Annotated in this window: 11 protein-coding genes; 7 read left to right on the forward strand and 4 right to left on the reverse strand. The window is 64.0% G+C overall.

What is annotated here, in order from left to right:
* Window positions 1-72: 72 nt before the first annotated feature.
* Window positions 73-1896 carry a hypothetical protein gene (locus tag ACQR1B_RS25875; RefSeq protein WP_434834800.1) on the reverse strand — a complete coding sequence of 608 codons (1824 nt, stop codon included), beginning with the start codon at window positions 1894-1896 and terminating at the stop codon, window positions 73-75.
* Window positions 1897-2760: 864 nt separating this feature from the next.
* Between ACQR1B_RS25875 and ACQR1B_RS25880 the strand changes: the two genes are divergently transcribed.
* The 4 genes from ACQR1B_RS25880 to ACQR1B_RS25895 all read left to right on the forward strand — a co-directional run bounded on the left by ACQR1B_RS25880 (window position 2761) and on the right by ACQR1B_RS25895 (window position 12142).
* Window positions 2761-7632, forward strand: coding sequence for a helicase (locus ACQR1B_RS25880; RefSeq protein ID WP_434834799.1), 4872 nt, complete (start codon window positions 2761-2763; stop codon window positions 7630-7632).
* Window positions 7633-7666: 34 nt separating this feature from the next.
* Window positions 7667-9136 (forward strand): formylglycine-generating enzyme family protein, encoded by a 1470-nt coding sequence (locus tag ACQR1B_RS25885; protein ID WP_434834798.1) that lies wholly within the window; start codon window positions 7667-7669, stop codon window positions 9134-9136.
* A 243-nt stretch (window positions 9137-9379) separates the two neighbouring features.
* A complete protein-coding gene (locus ACQR1B_RS25890; protein ID WP_434834797.1) occupies window positions 9380-10027 on the forward strand; it encodes a DUF4399 domain-containing protein in 648 nt (215 codons plus the stop codon).
* A 750-nt stretch (window positions 10028-10777) separates the two neighbouring features.
* Window positions 10778-12142, forward strand: a complete 1365-nt coding sequence (locus ACQR1B_RS25895; protein WP_316235147.1) for a tyrosine-type recombinase/integrase — start codon at window positions 10778-10780, stop codon at window positions 12140-12142.
* A gap of 192 nt (window positions 12143-12334) precedes the next feature.
* Here the strand turns inward: ACQR1B_RS25895 and ACQR1B_RS25900 are convergent, their stop codons facing one another.
* Window positions 12335-12556 carry a helix-turn-helix domain-containing protein gene (locus ACQR1B_RS25900; protein ID WP_316235148.1) on the reverse strand — a complete coding sequence of 74 codons (222 nt, stop codon included), beginning with the start codon at window positions 12554-12556 and terminating at the stop codon, window positions 12335-12337.
* Window positions 12557-12674: 118 nt separating this feature from the next.
* On the opposite strand from ACQR1B_RS25900, the gene ACQR1B_RS25905 reads away from it, so the two are divergent.
* The 3 genes from ACQR1B_RS25905 to ACQR1B_RS25915 all read left to right on the forward strand — a co-directional run bounded on the left by ACQR1B_RS25905 (window position 12675) and on the right by ACQR1B_RS25915 (window position 16788).
* The gene (locus ACQR1B_RS25905) at window positions 12675-13073 is read left to right on the forward strand and encodes a hypothetical protein (RefSeq protein WP_434834796.1); all 399 of its coding nucleotides are present in this window, start codon (window positions 12675-12677) and stop codon (window positions 13071-13073) included.
* Window positions 13074-13684: 611 nt separating this feature from the next.
* The gene (locus ACQR1B_RS25910; RefSeq protein WP_434834795.1) at window positions 13685-14485 is read left to right on the forward strand and encodes a CbbQ/NirQ/NorQ/GpvN family protein; all 801 of its coding nucleotides are present in this window, start codon (window positions 13685-13687) and stop codon (window positions 14483-14485) included.
* The gene (locus ACQR1B_RS25915) at window positions 14482-16788 is read left to right on the forward strand and encodes a nitric oxide reductase activation protein NorD (RefSeq protein WP_434834930.1); all 2307 of its coding nucleotides are present in this window, start codon (window positions 14482-14484) and stop codon (window positions 16786-16788) included. The genes ACQR1B_RS25910 and ACQR1B_RS25915 overlap by 4 nt, the downstream gene beginning before the upstream one ends.
* A 2-nt stretch (window positions 16789-16790) precedes the next feature.
* Here the strand turns inward: ACQR1B_RS25915 and ACQR1B_RS25920 are convergent, their stop codons facing one another.
* A complete protein-coding gene (locus ACQR1B_RS25920) occupies window positions 16791-17633 on the reverse strand; it encodes an urease accessory protein UreD (RefSeq protein WP_434834794.1) in 843 nt (280 codons plus the stop codon).
* Window positions 17599-18246, reverse strand: a complete 648-nt coding sequence (ureG, locus tag ACQR1B_RS25925) for an urease accessory protein UreG (protein ID WP_434834793.1) — start codon at window positions 18244-18246, stop codon at window positions 17599-17601. The genes ACQR1B_RS25920 and ureG overlap by 35 nt, the downstream gene beginning before the upstream one ends.
* Window position 18247 lies beyond the last annotated feature (1 nt).

The raw sequence follows: 18247 nt of genomic DNA on the forward strand, positions 1-18247 counted from the left end.
TGTGCCGAGTCCTTTGTCGGTTGTCGCCGGGACGGCTCGGCCTCGACGCCGTCCCGGGTGATCGTCAGCGCCCTACCAGAGCCAGCCGACGCCGGCGAGCACCCGGTCCGACATCGCTCCGGTCGCGCTGTGGTCGATGACCTTGGTGTAGTTAAGCTTGTAGACCAGGCTCGGATTCGGGAAGATGGCGACACCCACGTCGTGGAACGTCATGTCGCCGCTGCCCGTGACGTTGTTGAGGCCGTTTCTGAGATCGGCGCCGAGCATGCCGGAGGTCTGGAAGTTCTGCCGCGTATAGCGATAGAACGGCACGATGTCGTAGTCGTTGGGCGCCCGGAAGTGATAGGCGATCTCGCCCGAATAACCCCACATGCTCTTGCCGACATTGTTCGTGTCGTCGAGATCGTTGTTGGCGCGCAGGTTCTCCGGATTGGAGAAATGCACGTAGGCATATTCGCCGCGGAACTCCAGACCGGTGTTCGGGACGCGATAGCGGGCTTCGGTATTGAAGATCGTCATCGCGTTCTTGCCTAGCAGCGTCTCGGTGCCCTCCTCCTCCGTGGCATAGGCGCCGCGCGGCGTCACATTCGGCGAATAGTAGATCGCCGAGCTGCCGGCGAACCCGGGAAGGAACGACGGCGCGTAGCTGAGGCGGAACGTATAGGCGAGCTGGTTGCTCAGCTGGCGGTAATCGCCGATCGGTGCCTTGGACAGCCCGAGCGCCTCCGAGCCGCTGATGCCCGCCTCGTAGCCCCCCGAAACGATATGGCCGTTGTCGCCACGATGGGCGAAATCGTCGCCGAAATCCTCGGCGCTCTGGCTGACCTGGAACTGGTAGTTCAGGCCGTCGACGATCTTGCCGTAGAATCCGGCCGACGGCGCGTACCAGGTCGTCGGGATCAGGCCGTTGGCGAGCTCGGGACGGCGCACGCTGTAGAACAGGGTCGGCTCATGATACAGATTGATGAACGAAATCGGGATCAGATCGATACCCGGCGACCGCAGGGTGAAGTGATCGTTGAACTTGATGTCGAAGAAGGCCTGCTCGACCTCGATCGCGCCATGCAGCTTGTCGTCGTTGTCGAACGCCGTGCCGCCATGCTCCCATTCCAGCTCGGCATTGAAGGTAATGTAGTCATTGACCTGATAGGTCGGCAGCAGCACCAGGCGGGCCATGTCGAAGCCGTTCTGCCATTGCCCGTTCGCGGCCGGGTTCTGCATCGAGCCCAGCTTGATTTCTCCATACATGCCGATCCGCATGCCCGGCACCGGCGACGGCGCCGCGCCGAACAAATCCTTTCCTGGCGCGGACGGCGGCGCCTTGAGATCTGCCGCGGGCAGGAACTTCGGCTTCGGATCGGAATCGGCGAACGCTGCCGCCATTCGGGAGACCGGAGACGGTGACGCCGCCTCCTCGGCTGATGCAGACGCCGTCCTGGCGTCCCTCGGGCCTGTGACCGGCACGGGGTTGATACCCGCTTTCGAGGCGGCCTGCGCCATGTCCGACACCTTCGGACTTCCATGCGCATCCTTGGCACCTGTCAGCGCGACAGAATCGGCGGGACGCCGCGACGCGAGCGAAGCGGACTGGCCGACACTCGTCTTCTTCGCTTTGGCATCCTTGAGCTCGACCTGGAGCGTATTGATCCGCTGTTCCATGGCATCGAGCTTCGCCATCAGGGCCTTGACCGCTGCTCCCTCGGCGGATCGCGCATGGGGCTCATCACCGGCTCTCGCAGCGACCGTGCCGAGCGCCAATGTCGATACCGCCGCAAGCCAGGATGAAACAATCATTCCGCGGCCGCGCGCTGCACGAGCTCCGTGACAATTCCTCAGAGCCGCACGTGGAGACACCGCGGTGCCGGTGCGTTTGGCATTGCAGCTTTTCAAGACCATTAGTCGGACCTCCCCATGACTGACGCGCGGACGATTCCCCCTGCCCGCGCCACCGAACCGCTCGTGCGCAACCGCGACCCATTCGCGCTAGAAGCGTGCGATGTCGATACTTGGGCTCGCGAGCGATGCTCGCGTGTCAGCAGTTTGACGCGATGAGTAGGACGGTGGCGGCGCTGCAGTCGAGCGATGACTGTGTCGCGCGTCAGGACGATGCTAAGTCGCTCAACGGACTATTGATTGTTCCGAGCTTCATGCACCACGCGCGAACAGACAAGAGCTAGTCCGCGAAGGTTGCACTCGCGCCGTTGCGCAGCTACGCACCGGCCGGCGCCACACTTTTTCCTCCGCGGCCGCACTTCGATAAACATTGCGGTCGGGCGATGGCGCAGCGCGGAGACTGACCTTGAAATCAAAAGACAAAGCGTGCCGCTGGCAACAGATAGATTGCGGCGAGATGACGCATTATAAGTTGGATTAGCAACGCGAGCGCGGAAGAAAATACCTGCCGCAGAGGATCAAGGCACCTCATGAGGAGCAGCGTGCGGGTTGTTTAAAGATATTCTAAAGCGCGCTCGTCCTGCGTTCGCCGAATTCCTTGGAATGATTACAAATCAGTTGGTTCGACCAACTGATCAGGACGGCACGAGATGATCCTCCCATCATTACGCCGCATTGCCTGCTCCTATTGCTGATCAGTTAGTCTGCCCTGACTGCCTCTCACAGTATTCGTACAAATGACGAGACGTCGTTAGTCCATGTTTGATGATCGCGACTGCAATGCAGCAAAGCAAAACGAGTTCGAGAACAGGACCTGTGAATGAACCGATTGCTTCGCTCTACAGCGACCATGATTGGAGGCGCGTCATGAACGCAATCCATCGGATGGAGACGACGTCCGGACCGTTGCAGACGCTTCTCGCTCATCTCGCCGAGACAGTCGCGCACAACGCATCGACGGTCGAACGCCTACCAGACCGTTCGCTCGTGCCTGGACAGCGCCACGTCATTCATCAGCACGAGCTCGAGGGGCTGCCCGGCGTCACCTTCAACACATTCGATGCAAACGGCCCAGTGTGGCTGTCGATCGAATGCCTCGCCGCAACCGAGCCGCCCGCCATCGCTGACGATCTCGTCAGTTGGATCGACGTGTCCTCCGATCCGGACCGCCGTCCCTTGGTCCGGCAGCGCGTGACGACCACCGTACAAGCGGCGGAAAGAGAGCGGCTCATCGCAGACGGGCACGCCAGCGCCGAGGACTGCTCTCCAGCGGCCGGCCAGGAGGTTGGCGCCGGACTTTGGCGCGTGCGGCTGCGCCTCGAGCATCGCGCCGACCTCGTCCAACGCCTGGAGCACTATCTCCGCGGCCCGTGGGCTACCTGGGCGGGGTTCGAGCGGCCCCGCCGCCGCACGATCGCGATCTACCACGCCTTGCGCGGGATGGCTTGCACCGACGATGCCGCGAGCGGGCAGCGTGGCTGCGAGATCGTGTGGGGCGTCGGCGTCACGCGTTGGCGCCGCCATGGGCATGAGCTAGAGCTTCCCCTGCTCGAGCGGCTGGTCACGGTCGAGGTTCTGGACGGTGCCGACTCAGAGATCAGGATCAGGCCGCGGCTTGCGGCCGCGACAGCAAATCTGAAGCCATTCGAGCCGTTCTCGTCGGCCACCAGGCTCGCTGCGCATGCGGCCAAGCAGATGCTGGAGCGCGGCGCAGAGCTTTCGCCCTTCCAACCCGCCACCTTCGAGCCGATCCTCAGTGCCATCGGCTCGCAGCTAGATCCGAAGGGAATCTATTGTCCGACGCTTCCCGATTCGGCGCTCGTGCTCCCTGAGGAAAGCGAGCAACTGGTCGTCTCCGACCGCTGGGTGCTGTTTACGCGCCCGCGCTCGGACGTGCTGCTGCTGCGCGACATCGAACGCCTGAAACAGGTGATCGACTATACGCCCGGCGCCGAGTGCTGCCTCGGCCGCATCGCGCAGGTCCTGCTCAGCGGTCCCGATCACGACAGCCATGCCGGCCCGCGGCCGCGGCTGTCCGGTGTGATCGGCGAGCGGATCGATATCGCGCCGGAGACGCAGGTCGCGACCGATCGGGGAGACCTGTTCTTTCCGCTCCCGACCACCTCCGACGAGATGGAGATCGTACGCCAGCTTCGCCGGTCGGACGGGGTCATCGTCCGGGGCGCAAGCGGGCCGGACCGGAGGTCCGCGATCGCCAACGTGGTCTGTCATCATCTCGCGCTTGGCCTGCGCGTGCTGATCGTTTCACCTCACGACATGGCGCTGTCGCTGCTCGCGAACGCGCTGCCCCGGCCGATCCGCGATCTGACCCTCGATCTGACCGGCTCCGACGCCGATGTTCTGAAGCGCGCCGAGAGCGTCATCGGCCGGCTGCAGTCGATCATCAATGCGACGAACCTGCACGATCAGGCCGAACAGGTCAATCAGCTCGAGCGGAGCATCATCTCGACCAGTCACGCGATCAGCCGTATCGATGACGGAATCGCCGACATTGCAAGCCGCACGGTCCTGCGCTCCGGGACGAACGCCCCGTCATTCGAAGACCTGGCAACGCTGGTCTCCGACCGCCTAGCCCATGCATGGTTCACGGATCGGCCTCTTGGCTACCTCGGCGAGAACAACCTGCTCGTCGCAGCCGTCGAACAGGCTCGGGCGGCCCGGCTGCGGCTTGGCGATGACCTCGCCCATGTCGACGATCAGTTGCCGGACATCTCAGCGCTGCCGGACACCGCGATGCTGGCGCGTCTGCATCGGGATCTGCAGCCCGTTGCCGCGTCGATGTCAGTTGACTGCGACGATGGCGATCTGGCGCACCACGTCATCAATGCACTGGAGCCGAACGGCGCGGAGAGGTTCGCTGATGATCTCGATGCGTTCGCGGCGGCGCATCGGATGGTCGCCAGCGAACCATGGCTCGCCGCGTTGTCGCCGGTCGGCGCTCAGGCCGACATCCCCCCGACCAGCACGATCCTTGTTGATTTCGCGCGCGATGCGTCATCGCTGTTGACACGACGAAGCGGCTTCCTGGTGCGGCCGGTGGAGACGCCCACCGATGCATTTGCCAGCGACCCATTGCTGGCGGTCGTCGAACGGCTCGCGGCTGGACAAAGTGCCGCTGCGACGTTCTCGCTATCCGGGCGCGCGCTGAAGCAGACGCTCGACGAGATCAAGGTGTCCGGCTTCCGGCCCAAGGGCGCGGCCGATTGGGCCCATGTTCGCGACTATCTGACATGGCGGCGCCACCTGCACTCGCTCGACGTGCGATGGCGGTCGCTGGCGCACGAGATCGGCGCGCCCACGCCGGATCAAGAGTCGTCCAATACGCTTCACATTCACGAGCGCGTCGTCAAGCAGGTTGAAGTTGCGATCGTGATGGCGGAGCTGGCGAAGCGCAACATCCGCGCCGCCGCTGCAAAGCTGTCGATGTCAGGCGATGCGATGGTTGGCCTGACTGGTGACGCATCGAGGCTGGCCACGCTCGCATCCGCGATCAGGAACGCCGTGGCTCACGCCGCGCAGCAGCGCAACGCGCTCACGAGGCTGACCGAGCTGTTTCGTGGCAGCGGGTCGATCAATGCGCGGGTCCAGGCCGACATCCTGTCGCAGCTCGGCCGCGCCGACGTCGACCCGCGCGAGATCGAGACGCGCTGGACCGCCATGCGTGCCTGGCTGCAGAGGCTGAATGATCGGCGCCAGGACCTCGAACTCATTCGCGAGGTCTGCGAGTCGGTGACTGAGGCCGGTGCAGGAGCGCTCGCCCGGCGGATCAGAACCGAGCCGGCCCGCCGGGAGGACGGCGATCCGGTGCTGGTCGCCGATTGGACGATGGCCTGGAATTGGGCCGTGCTGATGCGGCAGACCGAAACTGTCGGTCAGCATAAGCGCTTGCATGATCTGTCCGGCCAGCGCGCGGTCCTGGAGACGCGTCTGCGCGAGCTGTTCGAGCAGGTGGTCGTCGCACGGATACAGCTCGATCTGGCGCAGAACACCGGGGGCGCTGTCCGCCAGAGCTTCGATGTTTTCCTGACCACGCTGCGTAAACTGGGGACGACCTGTTCCGGACCAAATGCCGGCCGAATGCGCCAGGTCGCGCGCGAAACACTCGTAACGTGCCATGTCGGCATTCCCTGTCACCTGCTGCCCTCCTGGCGCGTCGCCGAGCAATTGCCCGCGCGTCTCGGCGCGTTCGATCTCGTTGTGGTCGATGACGCATCGCAATCAGACTTGCGCGACCTCACCGTCCTGCTCAGAGCGCGGAAGGTTCTCGCCGTCGCAGATGCCCCTGTGGAACAGGAGACCGACGCTCCGGCTCGCGACGACGTCGGAGGCGCGCCTGCCGGTCTCGGCGGCATGCCGCTCTCGCTGCGTCAGCTGATGCCTGCGAACGCAAAACTGTGCGATCTGCTCGAACGGCTGTTTCCGAACCGGGTGATCCGGCTGCGCGAACACGCCCGCCGGGTCGATCCGCTCGCGACGTCAATGGCCAGCCCATCGCAACTCTTCGCGCCGCTGCAAGCTCCGACGATGGAAGCGGATGTTGCGGCGGTCTCTGCAGATGCGTCGGAAGATCGGCTCTCGGCCGCACTGGAGGATGAGATCGCCAGCGTCGCCGAGAGCCTGTCGTTCGCGCGTCAGGAGCGGCACACCGATCCGCCCTCGCCGACAGAGGCGTCGCCACCGCCCTGGCTGCGCAGCCGGGCAGAGGCGGCCCAGACACGCCGAGAAACCCATGCATCGCTCGGGCCGCAAGCCATCGATGATCGAGACGCGGAGACCGCGGCGGCTTCCGATCACGTTGCGACAATTCCCGTTGCAGCCGGCGCGACGCCAACAACGGAGACGACGGCGCCCGTCAAGACCGACCCGGCGCGACTCCATGGGATCATCGCCTACGCGCAGCGCCGGCGCCCGCTTGATGCCGGCGCGCCGGCGCGGCGCACGTTCCACAGCCGCGCCATCGCCGCGGCCGCGGCCGCGGTCGTCGCGGTGACGCTGGCCGGCGGGTCGATCTACTGGCAGCCGGCATCGAGCCGCATCGCATCCTCCTGGGGCTCCATCTCGAGCCAGTTAGCGTCCTGGACTGCAGCACCGCCGAGCGCGGCAGTGACCGGGAGCACCGAGCCGCGCAAGGTCAGCGCGGAGCGGATGACGACGGGCATGGCGAGCCGCGAGAATGCCGGCGTGCCCGAAACCTTTCAGTCGCACGCCGTGCTGTATCAGGAGGATCCACAGGATCCGCTCGGCAAGCGCTATATCGGCAAGGTGACCTGGCGCGTCGAGCCGGCCGTCGGCAGCGTGCCCACTTCCATCAAGGGCGACATCGAGATCGACAAGCGGATGAAGGCGACGCTGTCGCTGCGGCCGAACATCGAGAACGACATGCCCGCCAGCCATATCATGGAGTTGAAGTTCAACTGGCCGGACGAGCCAGGTCATGTCGGCGTCGACACGCTGAAAGGCGTCAGCATGAAGACGAAGGAAGCGGGCCGCGGCGCCGCGCTCGCGACGCTCACGGCCAAGGTAACGCCGGAATTCTTCATGATCGCGCTCTCGTCGGGCGAGGTGGACGCGAAGCGGAACGTCTTGCTGCTGAAAGGCAAGGAATGGATCGATATCCCGATCATCTACAACGGCGGCAGCCGCGCCGTTCTTGCGATCGAGAAGGGAGCAGACGGTGATCGCGCGTTCAAGGACGCATTCAGCGCCTGGGAACAATGAACCGGACGCGGCGGCGAGGCATGGCGATCCGCGCATGAGGATCGGGATCAACGTCCTCAGGCCGTCGCCCGCCCCTGCCCCAGGCGGGCAGGAGCGGACACTGGCTGCCGTGAGCTATCCGGTGCCTTGCGATCAATGCGGCCGCGTGGTGCATGTGGCGCTGAGCGCGCTGCGCGCCCCTAGCTTTCGAGATCTTGCCGAGCAGATTGCATGCCCCGAAATTCAGGCGCGGCGCAGCAAGCGCGATGGGCTGCTTATGATGATGTGCGGCGCTCTCAAGCAATCGCTCGCCGAGCGCTGCGACCGGGCCGAGGTCGAGGCCACCGCGCCCGTGCGCGGCGAAGCCGGCCGGGTGGTCTGCAACATCCCCGGCGTTTCGACCGCTCGGCTTACGCCGCAGGAGGCGCGCAGCCTTGCGGTGATGTGGCAGGCGCACGGGCAGACCAAGCTGGCGGCGCGGCTGCGTGACGCTGCGGCCAGCGCCGAGCGCCGTCCCCTGGTCAGAACCGGCATCGCCGCTGGTCTCGTGCTTCTGCTGCTCGCCACCGCAGGCAGCTGGCTCCTGCTCACGCGCCAGCCGACCCAGTCCCCGCCGGGACCGCCGCAAACAGCCGACGCGCCAGTCGCTTCGCCAGACCTCGCAACTGCAGAACCTCCGCAGCGCGCGGCGATGCTGCAGGCGGTCGCCAACGCGGCCGCCCCGGCGACGTTGCAGGATGTCGCGTCCACCCCCGCAGCCGATGAAGCGCCGGCCGGAAAACTCCCGGGCGTTGCCGCCGCGGAAGCGGTGCCCGCGCCGCCGACGACGCAAGATTCGGAAGCATCGCGGACTCGCCTGCCTGACGTCGTCATGATCCCCGGCGGAAGCTTTGCGATGGGCGGCATGGAAGCCGCCGAGCTTCCGGTCCATCGTGTCACCATCAAGCCGTTTGCGCTCGGCAAATACCCAGTCACGATCGGCGAATGGCGGGAATGCGTCGCCGACAAGGCATGCGCCGATGTCACCAGCGGTCCGGACGACAATCCCGTCTCCAACGTCAGCTACGAGGATGCCAAGGATTATCTCGCCTGGCTCTCGCGGACCGTCGGCAAGCCGTTCCGGCTTCCGACCGAGGCGGAATGGGAATACGCGGCGCGCGCGGGAGCCAGCACCAAATACTGGTGGGGTGATCAGATGCGCGCCGGAATGGTCAACTGCTATGGCTGCAACGAGGCCGGCGCGCCGCCGCAGCTGATGAAGGTCGGACATTTTCCCGCCAATCCGTTTGGTCTGTTCGACATGGGCGGCAGCGTCGACCAATGGGTCGCCGACAGCTGGCACAAGACCTATCGGGGCGCGCCGTCAGACGGTTCGGCATGGTTCGACGAGCAGAGCTTCATCCGCGTCATCCGTTCCGGCTCCTGGAAAAAGGATGCGAGCTATGCGCGGAGCGGGAGCCGCGATCGTTATGATGGACGTATCCGCTACCCGACTCACGGCTTCCGCGTGGCGCTCTCGCTTTGAGTCCCGTGCCGGAGCTGTCTCCCGCGATGAGCTGCGTTGAGGTGGCCGGCACGGCGCTGTTTCGATCGAGCATTTTATAAAAATTCTGATCCGAATGGCCTAGCGAGCGTGAGGGGAACCTCAATTTCGCCGCTCTTGGTTCGATTGATAGTCTGCCCGTTCGGGCCCGTTATTTTCCAGTTTTGTGAGTAGAGCGTTGTGAGTAGCAAGACATCTGCGCGGTCCGCGGAGCAATCCGGATCGATGACCTGCCGAGGACTCCCAGTTGCGCTCATCTCATCCCTCGCATGCCTCGCTCTCGCTGTATCGCTCACGCTAGCCCCGTATCACGCGAGGGCGCAGAGCAGGAGCGCGCCTAAGGACGCCTACGTCTACTTCATCTATCCGACCGACGGAGACACCGTGAAAAGCCTGTTCTGGTGTCGCTTCGGGCTGCGCAACATGGGCGTAACCCATGCCGGCGACAACTTTTCCAATACTGGCCACCATCATCTGCTGATCGACAGCAATGAACAGATCAGCCCCGGCGAACCCATCCCGCAGGACCGGCAGCATCTTCACTATGGCGGCGGCGAGACCGAGGCTCTCATCGAGTTGCCTCCGGGCAAGCACACGCTTCAGCTGGTGATGGGCGATGGCATGCACTTCAACTTCGATCCGCCCCTGATGTCGAAGAAGATTACGATCACCGTCGAAGGAGGGGCAGATCGCAAGAACCGTAGCGCCGCACAGTCGCATCACGGCAAGAAGCACATCCGCGCCGCGCGCCCCGCCGAGACATCGACCGCGGAAGCGCCGTTGCCGGACCCGGCGAAATCGGCAGGCGCCGTCGACTTCCTCAAAGGCCTGCTGTCAGGCACGAGCGACTCCGGCACGAAGCCGCCGCGCTGAGTCATCCGCGCCGCGGCCACCCAGGGCGCGGCGCGCGATGCGCGGTCGTGGCGGCAAGTGCTCGACGTCGTTCGCGCGAATCGATACGCCGCACGACACGAGGCTCCACGACGCTGGCCGGACGTACCCACGCGGTGCATTTGGCGATCGCCGTTGTCCGCAATGGCGAGGTGCTCTTCTCGCACGAACCGAGATCATGAACTCCGTCGTCCCTGCCCCGGTGGAGCCGCTGGATGCCCGTGTCATTCTCTTCCCCAGCGATATCAGCTTTCCGTGAAATAAGGTCAGTTCACCTCGTTCCGGCCGCTTTACCGAGGGTGCGGACAGCGATCTCATCGGCGCTGAATTGCGCGCCGCAGGACGTCAACGGTCGGCGCGACAACTTCCGACATATGCGAAGCGCACGCGCAAACGGCTGATCTCGGGCAACAAAAAGCGACGCGAGGGGCGAACAAAAAAGCCGGTTTGTCGGAATGACCGCTTGTCGGAATGACTCCGCCGATCTGGCCAAAATCCTTGGAGGGCTTGGTGGGCGCACTAGGGCTCGAACCTAGGACCCGCTGATTAAGAGTTCAATATCGGGGCTTCGCTGCAGTTTCCAAGATCGCGCCACACTACGATGACATCGAAGAAAACCTTTTAGTTATCCGGACTTGTCGCATAGCTTCTCGGTCCGGCGAGCCCAAACAGTTAGACGTCTCGGGTCGCCAAAACCGTTTGAAAACCGTTTTAGCAGTCCCCCGTACTCTCATGACCGACATTCGCATTCTCCTGAGCGACAAGGCTATCGCCCAACTACCTACCCCGAAAGATGGCTGGTATCTTGCTCGCGACACCGAATTGAAGGGCTTCTTTGTCGTTGTAGGGAAGCGAAAAAGAACCTTCACCGTCCAGGGTGATCTTAGGTTCGGAAAGAAGCGGGCGTCATCCATCCGGGTGTCGATCGGAGATACCCGCGAATTGACGACCCGAGCAGCGCGCGCGATCGCTAAGGAGCATCTTGCTCAGATCAGCAAGGGGCTGCACCCCAAAGCGAGCCAAGGGGGAGATACCGAACAAGCTGGGACAGACCAGAAAGCTGCCCTAGCGTCCGTTAGCCTCAAGCAGGCTTGGCAACGTTACCTAGAAGCCCACCTGATCCGCAAAGGACGCAGCGAGAAAACGATAAATGGCTATCGTGATCACGTCGAACGCCTTTTTGCGGAATGGCTCGACACCCCTTTGCTCGATCTCGCGAAAGATCCGGTTAGTGTCGCGGAAAAACACGATCGGCTTACCAAGGAAAATGGCCCCTACATAGCGAATGGCAGCATGCGGACGCTGCGAGCCATTTACAATCATGCCCGGAAGACCAATCGATCGCTACCGCGTGACAATCCGGCAGATGCTGTCGACTGGAATCAGGAAAGGCGCCGAAATACTGCTATGGGCGCCAGCGATCTGAAAGGATGGTTCCAGGAGCTTGCCAACCTCGATAACCCAGTCCGGCGAGAGTTCCATCTATTCACGTTGCTATGTGGATCTAGGCCAGCAGCATTGCAGCAGGCCAAACCCAGTCACATCGATTTTCGGCGGCGAACGTTGCACATCCCAAAACCTAAGGGTGGTAGCAACAGAGCGTTCGATATCCCTCTTTCTCGGGAAATGATCCTGAGCCTCATCCGAGTAGTTCGTTTCGGTCGGCAAATGTATCCCTCTCAAGCGCGAGAATGGTTGTTTCCAGCCGAGAGCGCCGCGGGACATTTGGCGGAAACCAAGGAAGATCGAGAGGTCCTATCAAAGTGGGGCAACGACCTTCGTCAAACATTCCGAACGATTGCCACCGCTGCCGGTGTCTCTGAATTCGACGCGAAGCTCCTGATGAATCATTCAATCCCAGGAGTGAACGCGGGATACGTCACTAGACATAAGTTACTTGAAGGTCATCTGCGAAGCCAGCAGCAGGCAATTAGCACGGTGGTCTTTTCCGCTATCGGTAGGTCGCTTGCAGAAGGAGGGCCTTTGGCAGATTGGCTCGGTCACGAGCCAAGCCGACGGGTCGTCACCCATTTCCGAGTGAAGCCAACCGCGCAACGCCTGCGAGCCGATGGAGGACGTTTTTGCAATCGAGTGTAGGCGGATCTCAAAGCCCTGCCTGTCTTTGATTAGTCCACCGGAGATCGTTCGCGAGGTATGCGAGTCCCTGGGCTTGTTGCCGATGTGCATCAAAAATCGAACACCCGCACGCGCGAGCGGCGCTTGGAAGAAGCCGTGTCTCGCAGGAGGCGCTCAGCGGATATTCAGGCGAAGCATCACGCGCGGAGCTATCTATCGGCGCGTCAATCGAACTCCGGGCTGGTCACCGTCGATGAATTGAACGCCCGCAGCTTCCAAGGCGCGTCTAACGGCCGCCAAGTTGTTGATCGAAGGAATCCGGCGGCCCTTTTCGAAATCGCGAATAGTGCTCTCGCTCAAATTGGATCGAGTAGCCAATTCAGCCTGAGACCAGTCGAGCAGTCCGCGAGCTGCCCGAGATTGATCGGGGGTCATCCAACCGCCATTTCATGGGACACGATTTCCGTCTAACAGCCACGAAAAGCGTTGACACCCGCGAATATAAACGCTAACCGTTTATATTTGACGGTTTCCGTTTACCCGAGCGTAAATAATGCCAGATCATGCCGAGGGCAGTTGCCCGGAAGTTGCGGCGTCGCAAAACCCTGACGCTGCGTTATTCGATCTTGAGAACCAATTTCTAGCTCTGGTAGCTGAACTCGACCGTCATGTTGGCGATCCGGCGCAGCCTGATGAGTACCTGACAATAGAGGACGAGGTTGTGCTTGCCCGTCTGGATCCCATTGAGCGAGCGATCATGGAAACACCCGCCTACACTATGATGGGCTTGAGTGTGAAGGCGCGCCATTTGGCCCATGTTCTGTCGGAATATTGGGAAGCTCCGATCGCTCAGACCACCTGGGAAGGACGGGCGGTGCGTCTGCTCGTCGAAACGATATGTAACGCTGCGAACGCGCCTTTGCAGATCCGAGAACGAAGGGCCGAGAGATAGCGACACCGGGCCTCGGCGGAAGTGGCGATCTGACCGGGTGACCTGACGCCCCATTCCCTAGGGAAGCGGCGGAAGCCAACAGAATCAATGAACTAAGAGATCGTTTGAGGAAAGATGGTTTCGTTGATCTGCAAGGCTTCTCGAGAGCATCCCCCGAACACAACCGCATCTTCCGGGGTAAACGGCACCAGATAGGCACCTCCAGCGACTGTCGAGAAGTTCTTCATAAGGCACTCATGGGTGACGATCTCGCTTAAGTCACTAAGGACCAGTCGAGACCAGAGTGTTGTTCGAGCTCGACAGCGCGCGCTGGGAGCAGCTTTTGATGCCGATCGCCCCCAATCGCCGCTCGGAGCGTGGAACGACCTCGTTTTGCCCAAAAGTACTGCTGGACATGGGGACGTCCTCCGAATCCTGGAAGGACAAGCCCGCAACCGCAACTGATTCTGTCTTGTCGGGCGCCCAGTTTTCGTCTCTAATCATGCTGCAGCATAGCTGCCTTCCTGCACGCTCCGAGGTCGCAGCGTGTTAACTTGGCAATGGCCGCCAGATCTCCTTTGCGGAGAACGGTGGCGCTTGGCCGGTCTCCGCAAGAGAAGCGGAGACGTCGCATGATCCTCGACTGCTATCGAATCGTCGCCGAACCTTACTACCAGCCGCAAGGCCAGGAGATCGCGATCTTCACGGCCGCGTACAACGAACGGCTGCCGGTCATGTTGAAGGGACCGACCGGCTGCGGCAAGACACGCTTCATTGAGCATATGGCTTGGCGGCTCGAAAAGCCCTTGATCACGGTCGCAGCGCATGAGGACATGACGGCGGCGGATCTCGCTGGCCGCTATCTGCTGGAGCCGTCGGGGACCGTCTGGCATGATGGCCCCCTGACGCTTGCCGTGCGCCACGGCGCGATCTGCTATCTCGACGAGATCGTCGAGGCGCGGCAGGACACCACGGTCGTGATCCACCCGCTGACCGACGCACGCCGCATCCTGCCGCTCGACAAGCACAACGAGATCGTGGCTGCACATTCCGACTTCCAACTGACGATCTCCTACAACCCGGGCTACCAGAGCGCGGTCAAGGACCTCAAGGAATCGACCAAGCAGCGCTTCGTCGCGATCGATTTCGGCTACCCGCCGCCGGCGACCGAGAGCGCGATCGTTGCGCGTGAGAGCGGAGCCGCCGCAGACCTCGCCAGCCTGCTCGTCAGCATCGCCGAGCGCTCGCGCCATCTGCAGGGCCACGGTCTCGACGAAGGTGCCTCGACGCGGATGCTGATCCACACCGGACGCATGGTGCGCGCCGGACTGCCGCTGAAGGAGGCCGTGCAATCCGGCATCGTGCTGCCGATCACCGACAATCCCGACATCCGTGCCGCCCTCACCGATGCGATCGAGGCTTGCCTGCCGTGAGCGCGGTGTCGTTGCAACTCGTGTCGGATCCCGAGGGGCCGACACGGACGCTGCACCTGTGGATACGCCAGCGCGAGACACTGCGGCCGTTGTTCCTGGCCGCGTGGGAGACGTTATCACGCGGCTTCGATACGGTCGAGATGGATGCCTGGGCCGGTGCGGTCCTCGATCTCGCCAACGTCAATGCGGGCCCGGCCTGCCTGATCGCCTATTGGGACGCGAGCGCGAGCGACAGCACCGGTGAGATCGCGCCGCTGCTCGGTGCCGCGCAGGCCGGCGCCGAAATCTGCCGTCACGCCGGCGCGCCGGCTGCGGCAAGTGCGCTGAAGGCGCTGCCCGCGGCGCGCCGCATGCTCGGCTCCGGCACCGCGCTGTCGCGCTGGTGGCGTGCAATGGAGACGCTGGCCAGGCAGGCACCGGAATCTATCGCCGCGGCCGCGAACCACATGGCCGAAATTCTGCGGCCCGGCACGATCACGGCATTCGAGGGTTTCGTCGCCGCCGGCCTGCGCCGAGCAGCCGGTGACCGCCGCACGCGGCTCGCCTTCTTCTCGCTGCAGGACGAGCTGGCGCGCCACCTGATCGCGCGCGACTCTGGCGCGGTGACGTTCAGCGACGTCGAGACTGAGCTGAAGGCGTTTCTGATAGCGCTCTTTGGCAAGGTACCGCTATTGCGGAGCATGCCGGTCGACGGCGGCCAGTCCCTGCAGCGTCGTTCTGCCATTGCGGGACCGCTGATCCGCCTGCCGGAGATCTATCGCGGCACGCAAGGCGATGCGGCCCGCGCACTGTTCCACGCCGCTGCCGTTCATGCACAGGCGCATCTCGTACTCGGCCGCGCGCGCTTTCCCGTCGGCCAGCTCAAGCCGCTGCAGATCGCGCTGGTCAATCTGATCGAGGATGCCCGCATCGAGACGCTGGCGATGCGCGCGCTGCCCGGTCTTCGCCGGCTCTGGGGCCCCTATCACGTCGCGATCCCGACCACCGTCGCGACGGCGCCGATGCTGCTCGCGCGGCTGGCACGGGCGCTGTTCGATCCGAACTACGTCGACGACGATGGCTTCGTCAGCAAGGGACGCGCATTATTCGCCGCGGCTCTGCCGCGCCTCGACGATCCCACGATCAGCCGCGAGATCGGCATGCTGCTCGGCAACGATCTCGGCCAGATGCGGGTGCAATTCAACGCCAAGACCTATGTCGTCGAGCCGCTCTACCGCGACGACGGGCTCGGCCTGTGGGAATTCGACGGGGAGGCGTTGCCCTCGGCGGAGACGCTGGAGCTGTTCATCGACGCCGTCAGGCCGGAGCGGCAGGAGAGCAGCGACGGCGCGTTGCGCGAACAGGATGCAGACGATACGACGGGCGAGACCGGCCGCGCCCGTCCGGTCGCGCCGGATGCACGTGGCGTGATCATCGCGCGCTATCCCGAATGGGATCGCGTCGACGCGATCGAGCGGTCGGACTGGACCACCGTCCGCGAGGTCGCTGCGATCGCCGGCGATGCCAGACGCATCGAGGACCAGTTGGACCAGGCGACTGCACTCCGCAGCCGCGTGGCGCGGCTCGTCCGCGGTGTCCGTATCGGGCGCAAGGTCAGGCTCAAGCGGCAGCGGGATGGTCACGACCTCGATCTCGATGCCATGCTCGACGCCGGCATCACCTTGCGCAGCGGAGAAATGCCCGACCCTCGCGTGTTCCGGTCCACCAAGGCGCTGCATCGCGACCTCTCGGCGCTGCTGCTGATCGACACGTCGGAGTCCACGCGCGACCGGCTCGCCTCGCGCGCAACCGTACTCGATGTCGAACGCCTCGCCGTCGCGCTGCTCGCCGAGGCGATGGACCAGCTTGGCGATGCCTTTGGTCTTCTCGCCTTCGCCTCGGACGGGCGCGACGATGTCCGGATGACGAACATCAAAGGATTCGACGAGGCCTACGACCGTGATTGCCGCGGTCGGCTCGCCGGACTGCACTCGGGGCTGTCCACCCGCCTGGGCACCGCGCTGCGCCATGCCGGCGCGGTGCTCGACAGGGCCTCGACCAGCCGCAAGCTGCTGATCGTGCTGACCGACGGCGAGCCGTCCGATGTCGACGTCGCCGATCCGATCGATCTCGTCGAGGACGCCCGTCGCGCCGCGATCGGGCTGCATGCGCAAGGCATCGACGCCTATGGCGTCGTGCTCGGTCGCGCCGGCGTCGATGCCGCGGCGCGCATCTTCGGACGCAGCAAGGCCATGCTGGTGCATCGTGTCGAGGATCTGCCGGCGCGGCTATCAGAGCTCTATTTCAGGCTGGCGCAACGCTAAGACTATTTGCGCCGGCGCGCCAGCCCGACGCCGAGCGCGGTTTCCGCCGCCACATGGAACGCGGCATCCATCGCGCGCGACAAGGTGCCGCCGTCCGGCGCCAGGATGCGCAGCACGAGCCCGGCTCCGTTCGGTGCCGCCGAAGCGCCCGCCAGCGCTCCGCAGGCATCCGCGGCCTGCTGCAGGCTCTTCGCGGGCGGCAACCGATCCGGCGGCGCTATCACGACGAGATTGGCCGATGCGGCGAACGTCCCCAGCGCGCCATGCAAATGGTCACCGCTGACGCGCCCGGCATCCTGCAGCAGCAGCTGGCCATCCGGCCGCCCGATCCGCAGGCGGCTGGAGAACTCGGTGAATGTGCGGCCGCCTGCGCGCGGATCATGCACGGCAAAGCCGTCGGCCACGCAAAGCACGGCGTCGTCGGCGACGGTCGCAGTCGTCTGGAGCGTCAGTTCGGCTCCGGGAAACAGCACATAGGGATCGTTCGTCACCGCACAGAACGCACCGGCCTCGACGCTCATCGTCAGGCGCTGCACGGCGCCGCTGGCACGACCGTCGTGAACCACGGTCGCCGCCTGCGTCGTCAGATGAAAAGCCGCGCCGCGCCCAATCGTCAGATCGAGCCCGATCCGGTCGCCGGCGTAGAGCCCGCCGGACGCCGATTGCAGATAGAGCGTCAGCAGGTCGGGCCTTGCCGCATCGAGATAGAACCCGCGCGTGACATGCAGGGGATAGCCGACATGCTGGCGCCGCAACATGCTGCGGCCGCCGGCGTACTCGACGGACAGCGCGGCGTCGACCGCGCGCCCCTCAGACCCGGAACAGGACAGCAGCGGAGATCGCATCGGCGACCGCCTCCACGCCAGTCCCGGATTTCAGGTTGGTCGCGATCACCGGCCGGCCGCCGCGCACCTGTCGGGCGTCGGCGAGCATGCGATCGAGATCGACGCCGACATGCGGAGCGAGGTCCATCTTGTTGACGACAAGGAGATCACAGCGCAACAGACCCGGACCGCGCTTGCGCGGAATGTCGTCGCCGCCGGCCACGTCGATGACGAAGATCCACCAGTCGACGAGATCGAGCGAGAAGGTCGAGGCGAGATTGTCGCCGCCGGATTCGAACAAGATCAGCTCAACACCCGGAAAGCGCGCCTCGAGCTCATCGCCGGCGGCGATGTTCAGCGTCGGATCCTCGCGAATGACCGTGTGTGGACAGGCGCCAGCCTCGACCGCCGACACCCTGCTTGGATCAATCAGGCCGGAGCGCCGCAGCCGCTCGGCGTCCTCCCTGGTAACGAGATCGTTGGTGACAACCGCGAAATCGATGCCGCGCCGCTGCAACACCGGGATCAGCGCTTCGATCAACGCGGTCTTTCCCGAGCCGACCGGACCGCCGATGCCAACGCGCGCCGCGCCCGCCGTTGCTTTCTCATCGCTTCGCCTGAGTGTGTGCAGCATC

This window comes from Bradyrhizobium oligotrophicum (genome assembly GCF_051168495.1).
Lineage (GTDB): Bacteria > Pseudomonadota > Alphaproteobacteria > Rhizobiales > Xanthobacteraceae > Bradyrhizobium > Bradyrhizobium oligotrophicum_A.

Excerpts from the sequence above, each read along its gene's own strand:
- ACQR1B_RS25890 (WP_434834797.1), top strand. The coding sequence starts at position 9,380 with ATGACCTGCCGAGGACTCCCAGTTGCGCTCATCTCATCCCTCGCATGC.
- ACQR1B_RS25895 (WP_316235147.1), top strand. The coding sequence starts at position 10,778 with ATGACCGACATTCGCATTCTCCTGAGCGACAAGGCTATCGCCCAACTA.
- ACQR1B_RS25920 (WP_434834794.1), bottom strand. The coding sequence starts at position 17,633 with ATGCGATCTCCGCTGCTGTCCTGTTCCGGGTCTGAGGGGCGCGCGGTC.
- ACQR1B_RS25880 (WP_434834799.1), top strand. The coding sequence starts at position 2,761 with ATGAACGCAATCCATCGGATGGAGACGACGTCCGGACCGTTGCAGACG.
- ureG (WP_434834793.1), bottom strand. The coding sequence starts at position 18,246 with ATGCTGCACACACTCAGGCGAAGCGATGAGAAAGCAACGGCGGGCGCG.
- ACQR1B_RS25875 (WP_434834800.1), bottom strand. The coding sequence starts at position 1,896 with ATGGTCTTGAAAAGCTGCAATGCCAAACGCACCGGCACCGCGGTGTCT.
- ACQR1B_RS25905 (WP_434834796.1), top strand. The coding sequence starts at position 12,675 with ATGCCAGATCATGCCGAGGGCAGTTGCCCGGAAGTTGCGGCGTCGCAA.
- ACQR1B_RS25900 (WP_316235148.1), bottom strand. The coding sequence starts at position 12,556 with ATGACCCCCGATCAATCTCGGGCAGCTCGCGGACTGCTCGACTGGTCT.
- ACQR1B_RS25885 (WP_434834798.1), top strand. The coding sequence starts at position 7,667 with ATGAGGATCGGGATCAACGTCCTCAGGCCGTCGCCCGCCCCTGCCCCA.
- ACQR1B_RS25910 (WP_434834795.1), top strand. The coding sequence starts at position 13,685 with ATGATCCTCGACTGCTATCGAATCGTCGCCGAACCTTACTACCAGCCG.